This is a genomic window from Alcanivorax limicola, from assembly GCF_019931215.1.
GTDB lineage: Bacteria > Pseudomonadota > Gammaproteobacteria > Pseudomonadales > Alcanivoracaceae > Isoalcanivorax > Isoalcanivorax limicola.
Map to the genome: position 1 here is coordinate 267,611 of NZ_JAIOUB010000002.1, position 19,795 is coordinate 287,405.

Sequence of the window (19,795 nt, forward strand, 5' to 3'; positions counted from 1 at the left end):
CGTTACTTCAGCCTCTCCAAACGGCCTTTCCGACTCGCAATATTCCTGTAGTCCCATTGAATCTCTCTGGACTTTCTGAGCCAGCGCCGCAAATCATTCCTCTCTATTTCCAGGGCCTCATTGAAGAAAACGGATGCATCCTTGAATTTTCTTCCCACCACATTCAATCCCGCTTCTTCAAAATCTGCCCCGCTCCAGAACATCAGCCTTATACCCGGCTTCTGTCTGCTATAGCCAACAGTCGGGTTCCCATCCAGAAACCAGACAGGGTGAGCATGCCATATCCTGCTTTCAGCTTCTGGAAGGTTGCTATCTATTTCCTCTGCCAGCACGTCGCATACTGCCTTGAGGTTCGCTCCCTGGTTTTCGTTGTACTTCACAATCTCCGGATGCATTTTGATGCCTCCTTTTGCCTATCACCTCGAGCCAGACACCCCAACACGCTCCCTGCTACCACCGCCCGCGGCACTCAATTACAGGACGCGCACATCCTGCACATCCTGCAAAAGTACCGAAAGCGCGTCAGGCCTGGACAGCATGGGCCAATGGCCGCCCTCGATTTCCTTGAAGTGCCAACTATCGTTGCCGCGCAACGCTTCGACAAGGTCCGCCTCTCCTGATGTACTGAGCCAGCCTCTTGACGAGACAAAGGTCGCACTGAGCTCACTCAGCGGGGCAGCCATCTCAGCGGGATCAGTGACGGTGCTTCCCGGGTGGCTCTGCTGCTTTGAGGCCAACAGATTGACCTGTTCTTCTGTCAGGTGAGGTTGGTGCCTGAGCTCTTCCAGGGTTGGCGCGGGCCACAGGCCCCCGTTCTCGCTGATGGCCTGTTTTTCATACGCCACGTCGAGTCCCGACACCTCGAGCAGGGACGCGCCGTGCACCGGCAAGAAGGCCTCGACGAAAACGCCATGACGCACGCGTTGCGGGCATTTGACGGCCACCTGGCCAACAACCAGGCCGGAGTAGCTGTGGCCCACCAGCACGACATCCTGCAGTGCGCGGGACGCAAGGTAGTCCATTACGGCGCCAACATGCGTGCTCAACCGAATCGCGCGTTTATCACCACCCTCGCCATCACCCAGGCCAGGAAGCGTGAGTTGATGTACGGTATGCCCGGACTCACGCAGTCTGTCGGCAACATCGTCCCAGGCCCAACTGCCTGCCCATGCGCCGGGCACCAGTACGTAAATCATTGCGCGCTCCTCTTCTCGATAACGCTGTATGTCAGCAGGACCACACCTGAAGGAAAGGGTCTTGCCTCGACGAGTGCCAGATCGACCCGCTCGTGCAAACCGGCATAGGCCTGCGGGCCTTCGGTGCCAATGATCGGCTGAGACAGCAGATGCACTTCGTTGATCAGCGCAGCATTCATCATTGCGCTGGCCAGGCCGGGGCTGCCGAAGAGCACGGCTGATCCCGCTATGGTGCGCAGTGTGTTCGCGAGCAGGGTGAGATCCGGGCCGGGCAGGTGCACCGTATTCTCCCAGGCCGTCTCTACAGGTTTTGCGGACACCACGTATTTCGGCGTGCGCGCAAAGGCCCGCGCCAGCGCGACGGTATTGGCTGGCAGGTCCTGTCTGTTTACTGCGGCGGGCCAGAATGCGTCGAACAGGGCAAAGGTGTGTGCGCCAAGGATCAGGGCGTCAGCGGCAGTGACCAGGTCGATCGCGTACTGGTGATGGGCATCGTCAACGAGACTCTCCAGGTGGTGGCAGCGGCCACTCAGGGTTGCGTTGATGGAGTGAATCACATGGGCCATATCGGATCTCCCGGGGGTTCAACAAGGCCTGTCGTTCAGGCGATGCAGATTTCGACACGAATGGCCTGTTCAAAAGCCGGGCATTGGTCTATTCTTTCGGCACTGTCCATATGGACAGCCCTTTCAGCAACAAGGCGCAGAGGTAATGCATGGCCGTCGAAGTGGTATATCGCAGCAGCCGGGATCTGGAGCAACTATTCATGGATAAAGCCGAAGCCGACCGCCATGACAAGATGCTGGAGTTGGCAGAGATGCTGACCAGTGTGCTGCAAAAGGCAGAGCCGTCTCTGAGTGAGCAGCAGGGGGAGAATCTGGGGATTTTCATGGCGCGGCACCGGGCCATCTTCGCCAAGGCCTTCAAGAGCCAGGCAGATGCGCTGAGCGAACTGGATTCGCCCAGCGCAGAGTGAGCCGCCGTTACTTGATCATCCGCGTCAGGGTTTCGTCCTTGTCGAAGATGTGGTGCCAGAGGCTGCCGCCGATGTGCACCAGAATCAGTACGAAAATCAGTGGTGCCGCGATGTTGGTGTGGGCGTTGTAGATCAGGCTGGACAGGTCCTTGTTTTCGGCCAGCAGCACCGGAATGACAAACAGCCCGAACACGCTGACTTCGCGCTGGCCAAACTGTGACATGAGCAGGCCGGCAACCGGCATGCCGATGACCAGCAACACAAGCCCCCAGTGCACAACGCGAGACAACTGGGCCTGCCACAGGGCGCCGTACTGCAGCGGGCGACCGGTCCAGGGACGCAGGACAAGCCAGATGCCCATCAGCAACATGGCGGTCAGCCCGAAGCTGCGGTGCAACATCATCCACCAGGTGCGTTCGTCGGCGCCGCGCTCGTAAGTGCCGGCGACATTCACCGCAATAAACGTCATCAGAACGGCCAGAAACAGGCTCCAGTGGAGCAGTTTATTCAGGCTGCCCCATTGTGTATCCGTGCTGCGCAAACCCATGGCGTACTCCCCTTACAGTGCTTTCCAAACGTGCTATTCACTGGATTGTTATTGATCCGGCAACGTCTGTCACGACAGGTCTGTCACGACAGGTCGCTCAGCCGCAGGCCGCGGCCTTCGCGGCGCGCCTTTCGCAAATAAGGTACCACATCTGTCTTGTAGATCCGCTGCTTGCCGGAGCCCATATACCGCAGGCGTTTGTAGACCCAGTGGTACTGCGTCGGGTAGCGGCTGATCAGGGTGGCGAGGCTGCCGTTGATGGCAGTCAGGCAGGTGCTTTCGTCTTCACTGTAGCAGTCTGCCGGGGCCGGATCGATGTAGACCTCGATGTCGTGGGGGCCGGTCTTGCGGTGGCAACCGACGAAGAAGATGTGCGGCTGGTAGCGCTTGATCAGCTTGTGCGGCAGGTTGGAGGTGCGCACAGGGTAGCCGAATAGCGGCACGATGGGATTGTTGCGCCCTTTGGGCGTGTGATCGGACAGGATGGCCACGGCTTCACCCCGACCCATGGCGCTGACGGCAGCCTTGATACCGCGAGCGTCGGCGGTCACCAGCGTGCTGCCGGTGCTTTCGCGGGCACGGGTGACGATGTCGGTCAGCGCCTGGCTTTTGCCTTTCTGATAAAACACCTGCATGGGGCCTTCCGGGCCCAGCAACAGGTTGGGCAGTTCCCAGCTCGACTGGTGCAGGGTCAGCAGCAGCACCGGGCGGTCGCTGGCGTAAGCCGCCCGCAGCGCCTCCATGCCCCGCACGGAGGTAATGCGCGCGAGGCTTTGCTCCGGCGGGCGTACCCAGACGTGGGCAAACTCAGCCAGGGTGCGACCGGTTTCGGTCACCGCCTGGCGCGCGCGCCGGGCAGCCTGTTGATAGCTGAGCTCTGGATAGCAGAGCATGATATTGACCAGCGACACGCGGTAGGCGCTGGTCATGCGCAGCGGCAGCCAGGTCATCAACCAGGCGACTGCGCCGCCCAGGCCGGTGGCGATGCTCAGCGGTAATCGGCTCAACAGCCAGAGGCCTGCGAGAATGAAATATTCTTCCGCGCTGGCGGGGCGCTTGTCTGCCATTGAATCTGTTCCTGCGTAGTCAGAGAGTCAGGTATTGAGCGTGAGGGTTTCACCATGCTGCAAGGTGCGGAAGTCACTGTCGGCAAGACCGGCCTCCGCCAACGCCAGTCGCAGCGCGCGCGGGGGCTCATCCATCGGCTCATCAGTAAGTACAAAGGTGCCCCAGTGCATGGCGATGGATTGCCGGGCCCGCACATCCTGATGGATGCGCACGGCATCTGCCGGATCGACGTGCACCGGCGCCATGAACCAGCGTGGCGCGTAGGCGCCGATCGGCAGCAAGGCGATATCGACGCCGCCAAACACGTCGCCAATATCTGAAAAACAGCTGCCATAGCCGGTATCCCCGGCGAAATATAAGCGAACATCGTCGATTTCCACAACCCAGCCGCCCCACAGGGTGCGATTGCTGTCGTGGGGGCCGCGCCCGCTGAAATGCTGCGCCGGCACGAAAAATGCCTCGCCGCCGGGGAACGGGCTGCTTTGCCACCACGCCAGCTCGACCAGGGCGTGAATGCCGCGACGGCGAAACCACTGGCCCACGCCCTGCGGCACATACCAGGTGATCTGCTCGCCGAATCGCCGATGCAGGGCGAGTACGGTGTCCCGGTCCAGGTGATCGTAGTGGTTATGGGAGATCAGCACTTTGTGTATCGGGGGCAGGTCGTCCACCTGCAACGCCGGCGGCGTGAAACGGCGCGGGCCGGCCCATTGCACCGGGCTGGCCCGCTTGGCAAATACCGGATCGGTCAGCAGATTGATGTCACGGAACTGGCACAGGAAACTGGCGTGGCCGATCCAGGTCATTCGCGGTTGGTCGACCGGCGCGAGCAACTGCTGCGGTGTCGGTGTCAGCAGTGGGAATGTCTGGCCCGGCGGAAAGCGGCCGCCGGTCTCCCGTTGCCAACGCAAAAAAGAGCGCAAGCCGTGACGCGGTGTGCGGTCCGGGTTGCGGTAGCGCCCTTTGTGAAACGCCGGGCGCTCTGCCAGCCGCGCCAGCAGAGCGCGGTCCACCTCGTTCATCGCTGTTGCAGGCCGGCCACTGCCTGCTCCATGGCATCGAGATCCGGGATCACCGCCAGATCGCCCCCCAGCTGGATATACATGGCTTCTGCCGGACCGGTATCCACGGGCTCTTCCACCAAGTCCTGGCGATTGATCTTCATCTGGCGGGGAATGCCCTGGATGATCACGGCATAAAAGCCGGTGTTGCCGGTAACGGTATTGAGCACGGCAATGTGGGCGTCTTCACCAATCACCACCTGGCTCGACTCGTTGAGGCGCTCGAAAGACAGCAACGGAATGTCGGCATCGCGCCAATTGATCCAGCCCAGCAGCCATTCCGAGCCATGGCCGGGGCGGTCCGGTTGGCGCAAGGGAATTACTTCCGCGACGATGATGTTGGGAATCAGCCAGGGCCTGCCCTGCATCGGGATCAGCAGGCTGGAGACTTCGTTGGGCAGTTCCGCCATGGTGTCTTCCTCGTTAAAGCGTCTGGGTGGTGTGGCCGGTGGCCGGGTTCAGGGCGCGGCGCACGTGCTCCACCAGCTGACGGGCCAGTTGTTCCGGATCACCACTGTAACTGACACAGCCGGTGTCGCGGCTGGCATCGGGCTGGCTACTGACCGCGCAACTGTCCGCAGACTGCGCCCATACCGGGGCGCCGGTGGCGGCCATGGCCGGAGCGGCAATGGCGCCGTCATTGCCCATGCCGGAAAACAGGATAGCACCGGCGCGCGCGCCGAAGGCCGTACTGGCATTCTGGATGGCCTGATCAATGGAGGGTGAATAGGGCCCCTCCCACGGCTTGCCAGATGAGCGCAGCTGGCCAGTCTCGGTAAAGGTGACTTCATAATCCACCGGCGCCAGCAGCACCTGGCCCGCATGCAGCACCATACCGTCGTGGCCGACATCACAGTGGAAGCTGTTATCGCGGCACAGCACCTTGGCCAGAGTATCAAGAAAGCCGCCGTCGATATGCTGGGCCAGAAAGAACGCCACCGGTAGCGTGGCCGGCAGACAATCCAGGAACTGTTTTACCGCCGCCGGCCCACCGAGGGACGCCCCCAGCACCCACACCTGCTCCGGCACCTGGCCCGCCGCCAGGCCCTGGAACTCACGAGGGGCAGCGATGGGTCTGGCGGGCGTTGCGGCGGGCGTCAGAGTCTCCAGCTCTTCGCGAATGCGGGGCTTACCCACGTAATCCAGCAGCTTGGCCAGCAGACGGCGTTCCCAGCGCGGGTATTCAGGGGCAATGCGGGCGGGCGCCTGGCCGTCACAGAACAGAATAGGCGCCTGGGCGCTTTCCAGCAGGTGATCCAGAAACTGTTGCCAGCGATCCTCCTGGGACAGGTCCACCACCCAGAGGTCCGGCGCCTGCGTCAGCCAGTCCGGCTCGAGGTTGGCCGGATCAGTATTCAGCAGCACCACTTCGTAACCCTGCCCTTTCACGGCAGACGCCAGCAGGTGGGCCTGTAATCGGGTGTCGGCGATGATACCGATGCGCGGGTTAGCGGGCGTCACGGGAGGCTCCGGCGGTGCCTGGCACAGCGGTGTCGCCGGTCAGTCGCTGGGCGCACTGGCGGTCTCCCGCGCCTGGGCCAGCAGTTCGGAAATGGTCGCCAGCAGTTCGCTTTCCTGGAACGGCTTGCCCATGTAGGCGTTGACGCCGATGTCGAACGCCCGGTCGCGATGCTTCTCGCCGGTACGCGAGGTAATCATGATGATCGGTACATCTTTCAGGCGTTCGTCGTGCCGCACATGGGTCGCCACTTCAAAGCCGTCCATGCGCGGCATTTCAATATCCAGCAGCATCAGGTCCGGCTTGTGTTCTTCCAGGGTGGCGATGGCATCCATGCCGTCCTTGGCGGTGATGACTTCATAACCGCTGCGCTCGAGCAGACGCGTGGTCACCTTGCGCACCGTGACGGAATCATCGGTAACCATGATCAACGGATTCGCCGCTGCGCGCTCTGCTTCCACCAGCTTCTGGCGCTCGTGCTCGAGCGCCTGGGCCGCGCGACGTTCTTCGGCAGCATAGTGCTGACGCTGCATGTGCGCAGCACGGATCAGCGAATGAATATCCAGAATGATGACCACGGAACCGTCACCCAGGATGGTCGCACCACTGATGCCGGCCACGGTGGCCAGCTGCGGCCCCACCGATTTCACCACGACTTCCCGTGACCCCACCAGGGAATCCACCAGCACCGCCACGGTATGTTCGGAACTGCGCACCAGCAGTACCGGCATGGGCATGACCTGGGCATCCAGATTCTGTGGCTTCAATGAACCATGCACGAAACTGCCAAGGTATTCGAAATCGTATTGCTGCCCGGCGTAGGTAAAGGGCATTTCTTCGGTATTGAAATAATCTTCCAGCTCGTAGGGGCTGATGCGCACGATACCTTCGATCTGGTTCAGCGGTATGGCGTAAGTGTCATCGCCCACCCGCACCATCAGGGCGCGGTTCATTGCCAGGGTGAACGGCAGGCGAATCACGAAGCGGGTGCCTTCGCCGCGCCGGGAATCAATGGTGACCGAGCCGCCCATCTGTTTGATCTCGGACGCCACCACGTCCATGCCGACGCCGCGCCCGGAAATCTGCGTCACCTGTGCGGCGGTAGAGAAACCGGCATTAAAAATGAATTGCTGGATTTCCTGATCCGTCAGCAGGGAATCGTCGTCAATCAGACCGCGCTCGACCGCTTTTCTACGCACCGCGTCGGTGTCGATGCCCTTGCCGTCATCGGACAGGATCATCACCACCTCGCCACCTTCGCGGCCCAGTTCCAGGGTCACGCGACCGCTGTCTGACTTGCCGCCGGCCACGCGCGCATCGGGGCTTTCGATACCGTGGTCCACGGCGTTACGCAGCATGTGCTCCAGCGGCGCGACCACGCGTTCCAGCAAGGTACGGTCGAGTTCGCCTTCCGGGTTGAGCACGTCAAACTCGACACGCTTGCCGATCTCGCCGGATACCTGCCGTACCACGCGGCGCAGGCGCGGCACCAGACGTGCGAAGGGCACCATGCGCGTGCGCATGAGCTTTTCCTGCAATTCGGTGTTGATGCGTGCCTGCTGCAGCAGCAGGGTTTCGGTGTCTTTGGTGCGATCCAGCAGGGTGCTTTTCAGGTCGAGCAAATCCGAGGCGGATTCCGACAGCTGTTTGGTGATCTGGTGCAGTTCGGAATACTGGTCCATTTCCAGCGGATCGAAATCTTCGGAGTACTGCCCTGCTTCCACGCCCTGCTTGTAGTTGGACATGATCTGCGCTTCGGTCTCCGAATCGAGCCGGCGCAACTGTTCATAAAGCCGTTCTACCGTATTGCCCATCTCTTCTACGTGGGCGTTGAATTCGGTAATACCCTGCTCGACACGACCCCGGTTGATACTGGTTTCACCGGCGAGGTTCACCAGGGATTCCAGCAGTTCGGAGGCGACGCGCACCATTTCCTGGGGCTGCTGCTGGCGGCGCAGGCGTTCTTCGCGGATGACCTGGGCGTCCGGTTTTGCCAGTTCGGTGCCCGCGCTCTGCTCAACGGGCGCTTCCGGTGCAGCCGGCCGGACAGGGGGCTTGGGCACGGCGGCGCTGATCTGCGCCATCAGCACGGTAAGACGGGTCAGCCAGCCACTCAGCGTATTGAAGTAGGCCTCGTCCGCCACATGGCCACGCGGGGTATCCAGCAGAAACTGTTCGAATTCATGGCTGGCATCGCCGAGGGATTTCAGGCCCGCCAGGCGGGCACCACCCTTGAGGGTATGCAGCGCGCGTTTGATTTCGTCGTTATGGATGCTGACCTGGGGCGTCTCGCGCCAGGCGCCAATATGTTCCTCGATCAGCTCGGCCAGCTCGGCGGATTCCTCGATAAATATCTGCAGGATTTCCACATCGGCATCGGCGGCGATCAGATCGGTGCTGACTGGCTCGGGGGCGGGTGGCGGTGTGTACACCGGCTCGGTCACGCTCGTCTCGCCCAGGTCTGCCAGACTGAAGCTGGCCGGGTCCGACATGTAATCGCTGATACCGGCCATCAGCTCGTTGGCTGGCGCCAGTGCCCGCTGTTCCTTGACCGCTTCCACCATCTCGGCGAGTCGGTCGTGGCAGCGGTGCAACAAATCAAACAATACCGGCTCAGCGCGCAGGCGGCCCTGGGCCAGGCCTTCATAAAGGTTTTCCAGTTCATGGCCCAGATCACCCAGTTCGGGAATTTCGGCCATGCGTGCGCCGCCTTTCAGCGTATGCAAATCCCGCTGCAGCGATTGCACTTCAATCAGGTTATCCGGGGCAGCCATCCAGGCTTCCAGCCGCCCGGTAATGGCTTCCAGAATTTCGTCCGCTTCCTCGAGGAAGATTTCCACCAGCTCCATGTCGCGCTCTTGCGCGGGCATGTCGTCGCTGTGTGCATCGGACGCTGGCGACAGGGGCCTGGCAAATTCTGTCTCCGACACGTCGCTTTCTGGCAAATCGGCTTGTGACGGCGCGATGGCATCGGCGTCTCCCGGAAAAGCGAGAATCGCGGCGACCAGATCCGGGGCCGGTTGCACGGCACGTGCTTCACGCAGCGCGTCCACCATATCGGCAAGCCGATCATGGCAACGATGCAACAGTGCAAACAACGCGGGGCTGCCATCGAGCTTGTCCTGCGTCACGGCTTCGTAGAGATTTTCCAGCTCATGGGCCAGATCACCCACTGGCGTCACGCCAGACATCAGAGCGCCGCCTTTCAGGGTATGCAGTTCGCGCTGCAATACAGCGACGTGACTGATGTCGCCGCCCTGCTCCCAGCCATCAAGGCTCTCGCCGGCGGCTTCCAGAATCTCACCGGCTTCTTCCAGAAACAGGGCCGCCAACTCCGGGTCTATCTCGCTCCCGGCATTCTGGTCGAAGGTTCTCTGTTCATGCGTGTTCTGGTCACCAGGCGCGGCATCGAAGGAAGCGCGCCCGCCCTCGGCAGAATTCCCGTCGCCGTCCGGCATGGCTGTGCCGCCAGGGCCACCATCTGGATCATTGTCCGGGTCAGTGTCAGGATCGTCGTCAGAAATATTATCCAGCAGATCACGCAGTGCCTGCACCAATACAGGCTCGGCGCGCACGGTCTGTCCGGCGGCGAGGAAATCCATCATCGTCATCAACGCTTCGTGGGCCTGTTGGGCCAGCTCCACAAAGTGATCGTCACACACCAGGCGATCTTCGATGATGGCGGTGTAGCCTTCCGCCAGCACATTGGCCAGCGTGCTGATTTCGCTCAGGCCTGCCGTATCGGCACTACCGCCCAACAGCGACAACTCGTCACGCAGGGGCTGGAGTGTACCGGCACTGTCCTGGTCCACCATCCACTGATCCAGCAGACGGTCCGCATCGACAATCAGGTCCATACCTTCCGACAGGAACACGGAAAGAATGTGTTGGTCCCCTTTCTGCTCACCGAGATGGCTCAGCAGCTCATGGGCCATCGCAATACGTGCCGCGAGCGCTTCACTGCCCTGCAGTGACGGCATGCCCGGGTGCGCATTGCCGATCCCCTGTTCGATAACGCTGACCACATCCTGCAGCAGGGTGATCACTTCGCGGTCGGCGCGCACGCCGTTGTTGATCATTTCCTTGACGAATTTCTCTGCCGGCTCGGCCACTTCCGCCACGGCTTCGATTTCTGCCATGCGGGCGCTGCCCTTGAGGGTGTGCAACGCACGGTGAACGCTGTCATCCACCGGGTGTTCGGAAATATGCTGATCCAGGCCATCCAGCCAGGCATGCACGAGCGCAATATTGGCATCGCTTTCGTTACGGAAAATCTCCAGCAACACCGGGTCTGCATCATCCACTTCCGTGACGGTCATGTCCGGCACGTCGAGGGGCATGTCGAGGGATGCGTCGTTGCCCGGCAGCGGGCTGTCGTCGAACGTAATTTCTTCCGCATCGTCAGTCAGCCAGTCCGGCGCCGCATCGCTGTCTGTATCAGCACTGTCGTCTGGATTGGCGTCTGAATTGACGTCTGCATCAGCGTGAGCTGCCCCGGCGCCCGTCACATCCGGTATTACGCTAATGCTGCCACCGGCAGCCAGCGCATCCGCAGCATCGCTGAGCGGCGTGACGTCGTAGGGGTCGGGCTTCTGGGCAGCGAAAGCCTCGACCAACGCTGGCACCAGGCCGTGCACCGTGCGCACCAGCTCCACCAGGATCGGCGTTGGCTGAATGGTCTGGTCGATGACGCGGTTGGTCATGTTTTCAATGGACCAGGCCAGTTCGCCAACCGTGGTAGCCCCGACCATCCGGCCGGACCCTTTCAAGGTGTGGAAGGCGCGGCGGAATTCCACCAGCGCTTCCTGATCCTGCTGATTGGCTGCCCAGCGCGGGAAATAGGTATTCAGGGCTTCCAGCACTTCGCTGGCTTCCTCGACAAAGATCTCGATGATCTCATCGTCGATCAGATCATCCTCACCACGACTGCTCGCTGGCGCTGCCACCGCAGGTGCAAGCTCGACGGTACTGAGCGTGATGGCCTCTTCGGCAGGCTCCTCATCAACGGGCGCATCGTCCAGGAGTTCATCTTCCGGGGGCTCATCTTCCGAGGGCGCATCGTCCAGGAACTCATCTTCCAGGAGCTCATCGACTGGCGCATCAAATTGCTCGTCAGATTGTTCCGGGGCAGATTCCAGTGTGATGCTGTAGTCGCCGTCTTCCTCGTCGGCCGCAGCATCCCCGTAGTCCACCTCGTCATTACGACCAAATTCCGCATCGTCGAGGGGATAACCCAGCGCCGCGACGCTGTCACGGGCAAGATCGAGAATACTGTCGCTGGTATCAGGATCATCCGTCAGTCGTTCCAGGAAATATTCCACGCTGGTAATCGCGTCGGCCAGCGTGTCCATGCTGCGCCAGTCCGGCGTTACCGCCTCGGCGCCAAGCAGTCGTTCGCTGACATAGGTCACGCACTGACGCAGGATCAGCGCCGGACGCTGCAACTGAATCAGCTGCAGACCGCCGCGCACGGCATCCAGCCGCGCCGGTACTTTTTCCAGGTGTGATTGCTGCCACTGCGAGGCAATAAATTCCACGATGCCGTCTTTGGCTTCTTCCAGACCGGCGCGGCATTCACGTATCACCGCCTCTTGTGCCTTGCTGACGTGATCGGGAATCTGCGCAAGTTCACCCGTACGGCCATAGCCTTTGCCAGACAGGCCCGCCAGCGTCGCTTCCACAAACAGCAACGCGCCGGCAACATCCATCAACCCATCGCGGGTGGTGGGCCGTTCGCCGGCCACCATGGCATCCAGCACCGTCAGCTGCTCTTCTACCAGTTTGCGCGGCTGGCCCAGCCCGAGCACGGCGACCGTATCAGCGATCTGTTTCAGGGTCTGGCTCTGAGGCTGCAGCACCGCCGGGTCGCTTTGCTCTTCCAGCACGTAGCGTTCCAGCGCTTCTTTGACTTTGTTCAGCTCTTCGGACAGCGCCGTCACTACCGAGCCCATGGCTTCCTGGTCCGGGCCACTCATGCGCTCGCGCTCGGCGTTGACCAGCTCTTCTGACGGCAAGGCGTCATCCAGACGGAAGCTTTCTCGCAGAGCGCTGATGCGCGGGCTGTCGGCGTTACTGCGCGCAATGTAATACAGCAGGTTTTTCAGCAGGTCCTGGGGCGGTGCACTGGACAGGCGGGGCGCGCCCTCCGCCACCAGGTCACGCAGTTGCCGGTCGAGATGACCCAGCACCATTTTTACCGAGGTGCCGATCTCGATGGTGTCATGAATCAGGCCTTCGACCAGCGCATTGGCGGCCTGCCACAGCGGTGTCTGCGGGGCATCACCGGACACCTGTTCCAGCTTGCTGAATACTTTGCTCATGTAATCGAGATTACGTGGCAAGTCGTCATTGCGCAGGACACCGAGCAACGCGATCTGATACATCTGTCGGATCTTGCGCACCAGCTGGCCGAAATTCGGATCAGCCGCAGCGGCCGACGGCGCGCCGGTGCGCGTCGCACCGCCGGCGATATCCGGTTTGAACAGTGCGGTTTCCGATAGCAGTGATTCGCCGCGCGCGGCGCGCAGATCATTCAGCAGGGGCAACAGCACCAACGGCAGATCACGACGGCTGGACTGGATACGGGCGAGATACGGCGGCAGTTGCAAGATGGCGCGCATCAGGGTTTCCAGCGCGTCGTTGAGCTGCCCGGCGCCTACCCGTTCTTCCAGCAGGGCTTCCGCCAGCTTTTCCATTTCTTCAGCAAGCAGCGCGGCGCCATAGAACTCCACCATCTGCAAGGTGCCGTACACCTGGTGCAGATAGGTCTGGCAAAAGCGCATGCGCGAAGAATCTTCGGGATTCTCCACGTAGGCTTCCAGGGCCTGCTGGGCCTGATTCAGGGTTTCCTGAATCTCGCCCTTGACCCAGTCCAGAGCCAGATAGTCGTGGCGGTCAGACATGAACTCTCCTGAGAGTTATCCGGTTACCGGCAGCGCCGGAACGCCAGCGCGTCGGCAAAATGCACCCGCTCAAGATCCGGGTGATGCCAGTCAGTAATTTCGCCCGCACCCAGTACCAGCATGCCGCCCGGGGCAAGCTTTTCTGCAAGTCGCGTGACGATTTGCCGTTTCCGCCAACGACGAAAATAAATCAGCATGTTCTGGCAAAAAATGATGTCCATATCCCGGATCGGCGCCTGTTGCAGATCCAGCACATTCAATCGTGCGAAACACACTCTGTCACGCAACGCGTCCTGCACCTGGTATTCGCGCTCGTTGAGCTGGCGAAAGTAGCGTTCGCGCAGTGCCGGATCTATGCGCTCCACTTTGCGCGAGCCGTATATCGCTTTGCGCGCCTTGGCCAGCGTGGGCAGGCTGATATCCGTTGCCGTGATGCCGTAGTAGTCCGAGGACTTGCGCGCCTGGAACTGCTCGCTGATCACCATGGCCAGTGAATACGGCTCTTCGCCGGTGGAGCAACCGACACTCCAGACATCCAGCGACGATTTCGGCGGCCGCTCATCAATAAAGCGCTGCACGTATTCTTCTACCAGTGCATAGGAACCCGGGTGCCGGAAGAAACTGGTTTCCTGCACGGTCAGGCGATCCACCAGCACCGACCACTCCATGGCCTTGGCGCCGGTGGAACCGGCAACCAGCTGCTGGTAGTAGTGGTCGTAGTCGTCCAGCGCCAGTTCGCGCATACGCACGGCGAGACTGTTTTCCAGAAACGGCTTGCGCTCCGGATGAAGTGTCATCCCGGTACGCTCCTCAAGGAGCGTTTTCCAGAGCTCGAACTGTTCCGAGCTCATTTCCGGGGTGCTGCGAATGGACCAGCTATTCGTCACGTTCGTCACTGCGGGGCTCGGTCTCATGGTCCCGTCTCCGGAACCGGCTTACACCGGCATCAGCTGTGTTCGGGCAGGCGGAAGCCTGCCACCGAGTTACGCATTTCCTGAGCCATCTCAGCAAGGTTACCAATGGAGCGCGCCGTTGCCGTGGTACCGGCAGAGGTCTGCGAGGTAATCTCCTGAATAACGTTCATGGTGTTGGAAATATGACCAGCAGATGCTGCCTGCTGGCGCGCGGCGTTGGAGATGTTCTGAATCAGGTCCGCCAGGTTCTTGGATACCGATTCGATTTCTTCCAGAGCCACACCCGCATCCTGTGCCAGGCGCGCCCCCTTCACCACTTCTGCCGTGGTGTGTTCCATGGAAATAACGGCTTCGTTGGTATCCGTCTGAATGGTTTTTACCAGGGTTTCAATCTGCTTGGTGGCCGCAGCAGAACGTTCCGCGAGGCGCTGTACTTCGTCCGCAACCACCGCAAAGCCCCGGCCTGCCTCGCCCGCCATGGACGCCTGAATCGCCGCGTTCAACGCCAGAATGTTGGTCTGATCGGCAATGTCGTTAATCAACGATACGATGTCACCAATCTCCTGGGACGATTCACCCAGACGCTTGATCCGTTTCGAGGTTTCCTGAATCTGCTCACGGATGGTATCCATACCGTGGATGGTCGCCTGTACCACTTCGGCGCCCTTGTTGGCGATGGCTACCGCGCGTTCCGCTACCGCGGCCGATTCGGCGGCGTTGGCAGATACCTGGTCAATGGACACCGCCATTTCGTTCACCGCCGCCGAGGCGCCGGCAATTTCCTGCGCCTGGTGCTCGGATGCTTCCGCAAGGTGCATTGCGGTCGACTGGGTTTCCTGGGCCGCCGAGGCCACCTGCACCGCTGTCTGGTTAATGGTTTGTACCAGAGAGCGCAGCTGGTCAATGGAGTAGTTGATGGAGTCGGCGATGGCCCCGGTGAAGTCCTCGGTTACCGTCGCCTGAACGGTAAGGTCACCATCAGCCAGGTCACCCAGCTCATCCAGCAGACGCAGAATCGCCGCCTGGTTCCGTTGGTTCTCGGCTTCCAGCTCGTCCCGCTGCGTCTGCGCGAAACGCTGGCGGAAGGCAACGATGATGCCGATCAGGAACAGAGCCAGAGCACTGAACAGCAGGCCGACCGTCACCGACGGGAATACGCCACCAGTGGAGGCTTCGAACTGGTTGTTCAGCTCGGTGGCTTCCGCCAGCAGATCCTGAGTACGGCGGAAAATATTGTCGGCGGCCGCCCGAACCTCGAACAGCTCCGGGGCAGTCTCCAGAATCTGGTCGACAGACTGGTTGACGAATTCATCGAACAGATCAGCAATTTCTGCGAGGAAGTCCAGCGCTTCGGGATCGTCGACCTGGGTGATGCCCTGGGCGGCGTCGCCTTCGATCATACCGTTGAGCACGCGCTCGAACAGGGCGGCATCACGACCGAACGCATCGGCAGCCACGACAGAACCGTCACCGCCGTCCAGAACACGGGCAATGGAACGTACAATACGCTCGGCCAGCCAGGACTGGCGCTGGGCGTAAGCGACCTGATCCGATGCGGCGCCATAGCCGATCATGATTTCAACAACCGCTTCGTATTCAGCCTGCAGGGCGGGAATGGTCTGGGCCAGGGTGTCTGCCTCTTCGTGCAGATCGATAACGGTATCTTCCCCGTTAAGAATAATCTCTGCGTTGCGACGCACATCAAGCCAGGTCGCGTTCAGGCGCTCTCGCAGCGCGGCATCCGCCGAGCCCGCGTCGCTGACCTCGTCCCAGGCTCTCTGAAACTGGTTACGGGCATCGCTGAGCAGCTCAAACGCTTCGGCGTTACCCGCCGCCGCTTCCAGTGCGCTCTTCGCAATCTGCTGAGAAATGACTCGCATGTCCGACGCAGAGGTTACCTGCTCCTTCGCCACGCCGGCCTGATACGCCAGCAAGGCGAACGTGAATACTGCCGCGACTGTCGCCAGCACCGCGCCAAAAACAAGGCCCAGGCTCAACGGGCCAGCGCCCGCGCCGCCGCGCAGCTTGGCAAACAGTTCTCCCGAATTGAACTTCATAACTCTGGCTCCCGGCCTGGCTTTTCGCTCGTTTTATTAGCGTCCCCGATCACCCGGTGCGGGCAACCTGTAGAAATCTTGGATCATCGGCAAGCTGGAACAGACTGAATACTGCCCATAACTCGCCATCACGCATGTAGGCGCCCCGGGTATAGGGCGTCACGGCAGCGTCTGCCGCTGGCGGCTCGGCCATGAAGCCGTCCACCGGAAAATGTTGCATCCCCAGCACCTCATCCACGGCCAGGCCGGTGTAGAGATCGCCCTCGTCGATCACCAGCAGGCGCCGACGACGCTCCTGCAAGGTGGACATTTTGTCGAGGAAGCCGGTGAGATCCATCACCGTCATCAGGCGGCCACGCACGTTGGCCACTCCTTTCATCCAGCTCAGCACGCCCGGCACCCGGGTGTAGGGTGGCACCTTGAGAATTTCAGAGACTTCGTCCAGTGGCGCCACATAGCGCACACCGTCCAGAATAAAGCCGATCCCGCTCCAGTAACGGACCAGATCCTGCTTGGAGGGCAGCTCCGCAGCCTTGTCGCGGCAGCGAAAATAATACTCTGCCAGCTTGATGTAGGCTGCTGATGCTGCGCTCATCCCCGCTTACCCCCTAAATGTGCTCATCAGCCGCCGGCCAGCAGTCTGTCGACCGTGCTGATCAGCACCGCTTCATCCACCGGCTTGGTCAGGTAGTCTTTGGCCCCCTGACGCTTGCCCCAGACGCGGTCCGTCTCCTGATCCTTGGTCGTGACGATCACAATCGGGATTTCCGCTGTGTCGGCGCCCTTGGTCAGCTGACGGGTGGCCTGGAATCCGTTCAGACCCGGCATGACCACGTCCATCAGTACCAGATCCGGATGTTCCGCCCGGGCCACGGCCACGCCGTCGGCACCGTTTGCTGCTTCGAGCACTTCGTGCCCGTGTTTCTCGAGGATCTCCCGGAACTTGTATGTTTCCGTCGGAGAATCATCCACGATCAGAATGCGTGCCATAGTATCCTCTTACTCTGCTGCCGACCCGTCAGGCAGGAAGCCTCTAGTTAGCCATATGCGCGCGAATCGCGCCAAGCAACTCTTCTTTCGAAAACGGCTTGGTCAGGTATTCGTCGGAGCCCACGATACGCCCTTTCGCCTTATCAAACAGCCCGTCTTTGCTCGACAGCATGATTACCGGGGTGCTTTTGAAGGCGCTGTTGTTCTTGATCAGCGCGCAAGTCTGATAGCCATCCAGCCGGGGCATCATGATATCAACGAAGATGATATTGGGCCGGGTATCAGCAATCTTGGCCAGGGCATCGAAGCCGTCAGTCGCTGTAATGACGGTGCATCCGGCCTTCTGCAACAAGGTTTCTGCGGTGCGACGAATCGTCTTGGAGTCGTCGATCACCATTACCTTGAGATCCTGAAAATTGTCAGTCATGGAAACTGCCTTTAACCGTGAACCGAAGTGGAAGGCGTAACATATTGTTTTATATGCCTTTTATTCTGCTGTCAGGCGCCATCGCCTGGTTCCGTGCCCCTGGCTGAGTTTTTTAACATAGTTTCCACATTCAATCTATAAAACCCTGGCAGCATTGAGAAAAGGCTCCCATCGGGGCGCGGGCATTGCTACTATCCCGATGCTCGCGATACACCTCTCGAGCACCGCAACGCGCCGACACGAGCACTGGCCTGCGGGTACATTGCCAGGGCACATTGCCACATATTCATCGATCACCCGTTTTCATTACAATAGCGGGTATCCGAGCGGGGTCTGCCATGTCCGTCACCGTCGGGGTCGTGATGGACCCCATTGCCAAGATCAAACCCTGGAAAGACAGCACCTTTGCCATGCTGCTGGAGGCCCAGCGCCGTGGCTGGCCCGTGCTGTACATGGAGCCGGGCGACCTGTACGTGCGCGATGGCCGCACGTTCGCCGGCGCCCGCCCCCTCACCGTCACCGACCAGCTGGAGCAGTTCTTCAGCCTGGGCGAGTCCCGCAATCTGGACCTCGCCGATCTGGATATCGTGCTGATGCGCCAGGACCCGCCGTTCAACACCGAATACGTTTACACCACCTATCTGCTTGAAAAGGCAGAGCGCGAGGGCGTGCTGGTGGTCAACCGGCCCGGCAGCGTGCGGGACTGCAACGAGAAGCTGTTTGCCACCGAATTCCCCCAGTGCTGCGTACCAACCCTGGTGACCAGCCGCGCCGACCTGCTCAAGGATTTTGTGCGGGAATTCGGTGACACCGTGATGAAACCCCTGGACGGCATGGGCGGCAGCAACATCTTCCGGGTGCAGCGCGACAGCCCCAATATCAGCGTGGTGATCGAAGTCCTGACCCAGCACGGTCGCACGCCGATCATGGTGCAGCGCTACATCCCCGAGATTACCCAGGGCGACAAACGCATCCTGATGATCAACGGCGAACCGGTGCCCTATGCCCTGGCGCGCATCCCGCAGAAAGGCGAGTTCCGCGGCAACCTGGCCGCCGGTGGCACGGGCGAGGGTCGCGAGCTGACCGACCGCGACCGCTGGATCTGCGAGCAGGTCGGGCCCACGCTGAAGCGCAAGGGCCTGTACTTCGTCGGCCTGGACGTGATCGGCGACTACCTCACCGAGATCAACGTCACCAGCCCCACCTGCATCCGCGAGTTGGACAAGCAGTTCGGCATCAACATCGCCGGCGATCTGTTTGATTCGCTGCTGACCCTGAAGCAGGGCAAGGGCTGAACGTGGCTCAAACCAGCGCACCCGTTTCACCCGGAGACCGCCTCAGCTTCACGCTGTTTCTGGCGGCGGCCATCCATGCCACGCTGATATTCGGTGTCGGCTTTGCACCGGAGCGCCCGGCGGCTGGCGCGCGCACGCTGGAAGTCACCCTGACCCAGCACCGCAGCGAGCAGGCGCCGGAGGATGCGGACTTCATCGCCCAGGCCAATCAGGTCGGCTCCGGCGACCTGGCCGACAAGGCCGAGCTCACGACCACCGAGCTGAGTGACTTTGCCGACAGCAAGATCGAACGGGTACAACTGGACACCCCCAGCGTACTGGAGCGTCGCGAGCGCGTGGCCCAGCAGTTGGTCATCACCACCGAGGGCATGTCATCCCGACAGGTCAATTCACGGCCCGAACAGGAAGAACCCCCGGTGCCACTCCCGGAGGCCGACAGGGAATCCCTGGACGCCATGAGCCAGGAAATCGCCAGCCTGCAGGCACGGCTGGACAGCCAGCGCCAGGCCTACGCCAAACGCCCCCGCGTGCACCGCGTGACGTCGGTATCCGCCAAGGCGCATTTCGAGGCGCTGTACATCGATGCCTTTCGCCGTGATGTGGAAGAAGCCGGCACCCGCAACTTCCCCAGCCGCGCACTGAGCCAGCAGACCTTCGGCAATGTGCGGTTGATGGTCGCGATCAACGCCGATGGCAGTGTCCGTGATGTGGAAATCCTGCAATCCTCCGGCCATGGCTTCCTGGATCAGGCGGCCGTGCAGAGCGTGCGGCTGGCGGCGCCGTTTGCGCCCTTCACCGGCGAGATGCGCGAGCGGGCCGACATTCTGGAGATCATCCGCACCTGGCGTTTTGACCCCAGACAGATCGTCACCAGCCACTGACGGCCCTTCCCGGCAGGCGTCA

At 61.1% G+C, this 19,795-nt stretch carries 17 protein-coding genes; 3 read left to right on the top strand and 14 right to left on the bottom strand.

Features of this window, described 5'->3' with window-relative positions:
• Positions 1-2: 2 nt before the first annotated feature.
• From K8B33_RS07220 to K8B33_RS07230, 3 genes are all read right to left on the bottom strand, one after another.
• Positions 3-395: a DUF1801 domain-containing protein gene (locus tag K8B33_RS07220; protein ID WP_223425057.1), complete on the bottom strand. Its 393-nt coding sequence runs from the start codon at positions 393-395 to the stop codon at positions 3-5.
• Positions 396-473: 78 nt separating this feature from the next.
• On the bottom strand, positions 474-1,196 hold the full coding sequence (locus tag K8B33_RS07225) for an alpha/beta fold hydrolase (RefSeq protein ID WP_223425059.1): 723 nt from the start codon (positions 1,194-1,196) through the stop codon (positions 474-476).
• Positions 1,193-1,762: a dihydrofolate reductase family protein gene (locus tag K8B33_RS07230; protein ID WP_223425062.1), complete on the bottom strand. Its 570-nt coding sequence runs from the start codon at positions 1,760-1,762 to the stop codon at positions 1,193-1,195. Before K8B33_RS07230 ends, K8B33_RS07225 begins: the two co-directional genes overlap by 4 nt.
• A gap of 149 nt (positions 1,763-1,911) precedes the next feature.
• On the opposite strand from K8B33_RS07230, the gene K8B33_RS07235 reads away from it, so the two are divergent.
• Complete coding sequence (locus K8B33_RS07235) at positions 1,912-2,172, top strand: YebG family protein (protein WP_223425064.1); 261 nt, start codon at positions 1,912-1,914, stop codon at positions 2,170-2,172.
• Between the two features lie 7 nt (positions 2,173-2,179).
• Here the strand turns inward: K8B33_RS07235 and K8B33_RS07240 are convergent, their stop codons facing one another.
• From K8B33_RS07240 to pilG, 11 genes are all read right to left on the bottom strand, one after another.
• Positions 2,180-2,719 (bottom strand): cytochrome b, encoded by a 540-nt coding sequence (locus K8B33_RS07240; RefSeq protein ID WP_223425067.1) that lies wholly within the window; start codon positions 2,717-2,719, stop codon positions 2,180-2,182.
• Positions 2,720-2,802: 83 nt separating this feature from the next.
• Positions 2,803-3,786: a lysophospholipid acyltransferase family protein gene (locus K8B33_RS07245; protein ID WP_223425069.1), complete on the bottom strand. Its 984-nt coding sequence runs from the start codon at positions 3,784-3,786 to the stop codon at positions 2,803-2,805.
• A 27-nt stretch (positions 3,787-3,813) separates the two neighbouring features.
• Positions 3,814-4,809 carry an MBL fold metallo-hydrolase gene (locus tag K8B33_RS07250; RefSeq protein ID WP_223425071.1) on the bottom strand — a complete coding sequence of 332 codons (996 nt, stop codon included), beginning with the start codon at positions 4,807-4,809 and terminating at the stop codon, positions 3,814-3,816.
• On the bottom strand, positions 4,806-5,258 hold the full coding sequence (locus K8B33_RS07255; RefSeq protein WP_223425073.1) for a chemotaxis protein CheW: 453 nt from the start codon (positions 5,256-5,258) through the stop codon (positions 4,806-4,808). The genes K8B33_RS07250 and K8B33_RS07255 overlap by 4 nt, the downstream gene beginning before the upstream one ends.
• Before the next feature lie 13 nt (positions 5,259-5,271).
• Complete coding sequence (locus tag K8B33_RS07260) at positions 5,272-6,309, bottom strand: chemotaxis protein CheB (RefSeq protein ID WP_223425075.1); 1,038 nt, start codon at positions 6,307-6,309, stop codon at positions 5,272-5,274.
• A 39-nt stretch (positions 6,310-6,348) separates the two neighbouring features.
• Complete coding sequence (locus tag K8B33_RS07265; protein WP_223425077.1) at positions 6,349-13,209, bottom strand: Hpt domain-containing protein; 6,861 nt, start codon at positions 13,207-13,209, stop codon at positions 6,349-6,351.
• A gap of 23 nt (positions 13,210-13,232) precedes the next feature.
• Positions 13,233-14,123 (bottom strand): CheR family methyltransferase, encoded by an 891-nt coding sequence (locus K8B33_RS07270; RefSeq protein ID WP_223425079.1) that lies wholly within the window; start codon positions 14,121-14,123, stop codon positions 13,233-13,235.
• Positions 14,124-14,155: 32 nt separating this feature from the next.
• Positions 14,156-16,180: a methyl-accepting chemotaxis protein gene (locus K8B33_RS07275; protein ID WP_223425082.1), complete on the bottom strand. Its 2,025-nt coding sequence runs from the start codon at positions 16,178-16,180 to the stop codon at positions 14,156-14,158.
• A gap of 49 nt (positions 16,181-16,229) precedes the next feature.
• Positions 16,230-16,775, bottom strand: coding sequence for a chemotaxis protein CheW (locus tag K8B33_RS07280; RefSeq protein ID WP_223425084.1), 546 nt, complete (start codon positions 16,773-16,775; stop codon positions 16,230-16,232).
• A gap of 26 nt (positions 16,776-16,801) precedes the next feature.
• Positions 16,802-17,170 carry a twitching motility response regulator PilH gene (gene pilH, locus K8B33_RS07285; RefSeq protein WP_223425086.1) on the bottom strand — a complete coding sequence of 123 codons (369 nt, stop codon included), beginning with the start codon at positions 17,168-17,170 and terminating at the stop codon, positions 16,802-16,804.
• A gap of 43 nt (positions 17,171-17,213) precedes the next feature.
• On the bottom strand, positions 17,214-17,597 hold the full coding sequence (gene pilG / locus K8B33_RS07290; RefSeq protein WP_111657897.1) for a twitching motility response regulator PilG: 384 nt from the start codon (positions 17,595-17,597) through the stop codon (positions 17,214-17,216).
• 338 nt (positions 17,598-17,935) lie between these two features.
• On the opposite strand from pilG, the gene gshB reads away from it, so the two are divergent.
• Positions 17,936-18,892 (top strand): glutathione synthase, encoded by a 957-nt coding sequence (gshB, locus tag K8B33_RS07295; RefSeq protein WP_223425088.1) that lies wholly within the window; start codon positions 17,936-17,938, stop codon positions 18,890-18,892.
• Between the two features lie 2 nt (positions 18,893-18,894).
• The gene (locus K8B33_RS07300) at positions 18,895-19,773 is read left to right on the top strand and encodes an energy transducer TonB (RefSeq protein WP_223425090.1); all 879 of its coding nucleotides are present in this window, start codon (positions 18,895-18,897) and stop codon (positions 19,771-19,773) included.
• Positions 19,774-19,795: the final 22 nt, after the last annotated feature.

What these genes read in the sequence shown, in the direction of transcription:
- K8B33_RS07220 (WP_223425057.1), bottom strand. Translation starts at nt 395, where the DNA reads ATGCATCCGGAGATTGTGAAGTACAACGAAAACCAGGGAGCGAACCTC.
- K8B33_RS07225 (WP_223425059.1), bottom strand. Translation starts at nt 1,196, where the DNA reads ATGATTTACGTACTGGTGCCCGGCGCATGGGCAGGCAGTTGGGCCTGG.
- K8B33_RS07230 (WP_223425062.1), bottom strand. Translation starts at nt 1,762, where the DNA reads ATGGCCCATGTGATTCACTCCATCAACGCAACCCTGAGTGGCCGCTGC.
- K8B33_RS07235 (WP_223425064.1), top strand. Translation starts at nt 1,912, where the DNA reads ATGGCCGTCGAAGTGGTATATCGCAGCAGCCGGGATCTGGAGCAACTA.
- K8B33_RS07240 (WP_223425067.1), bottom strand. Translation starts at nt 2,719, where the DNA reads ATGGGTTTGCGCAGCACGGATACACAATGGGGCAGCCTGAATAAACTG.
- K8B33_RS07245 (WP_223425069.1), bottom strand. Translation starts at nt 3,786, where the DNA reads ATGGCAGACAAGCGCCCCGCCAGCGCGGAAGAATATTTCATTCTCGCA.
- K8B33_RS07250 (WP_223425071.1), bottom strand. Translation starts at nt 4,809, where the DNA reads ATGAACGAGGTGGACCGCGCTCTGCTGGCGCGGCTGGCAGAGCGCCCG.
- K8B33_RS07255 (WP_223425073.1), bottom strand. Translation starts at nt 5,258, where the DNA reads ATGGCGGAACTGCCCAACGAAGTCTCCAGCCTGCTGATCCCGATGCAG.
- K8B33_RS07265 (WP_223425077.1), bottom strand. Translation starts at nt 13,209, where the DNA reads ATGTCTGACCGCCACGACTATCTGGCTCTGGACTGGGTCAAGGGCGAG.
- K8B33_RS07270 (WP_223425079.1), bottom strand. Translation starts at nt 14,123, where the DNA reads ATGAGACCGAGCCCCGCAGTGACGAACGTGACGAATAGCTGGTCCATT.
- K8B33_RS07275 (WP_223425082.1), bottom strand. Translation starts at nt 16,180, where the DNA reads ATGAAGTTCAATTCGGGAGAACTGTTTGCCAAGCTGCGCGGCGGCGCG.
- K8B33_RS07280 (WP_223425084.1), bottom strand. Translation starts at nt 16,775, where the DNA reads ATGAGCGCAGCATCAGCAGCCTACATCAAGCTGGCAGAGTATTATTTT.
- pilH (WP_223425086.1), bottom strand. Translation starts at nt 17,170, where the DNA reads ATGGCACGCATTCTGATCGTGGATGATTCTCCGACGGAAACATACAAG.
- pilG (WP_111657897.1), bottom strand. Translation starts at nt 17,597, where the DNA reads ATGACTGACAATTTTCAGGATCTCAAGGTAATGGTGATCGACGACTCC.
- gshB (WP_223425088.1), top strand. Translation starts at nt 17,936, where the DNA reads ATGTCCGTCACCGTCGGGGTCGTGATGGACCCCATTGCCAAGATCAAA.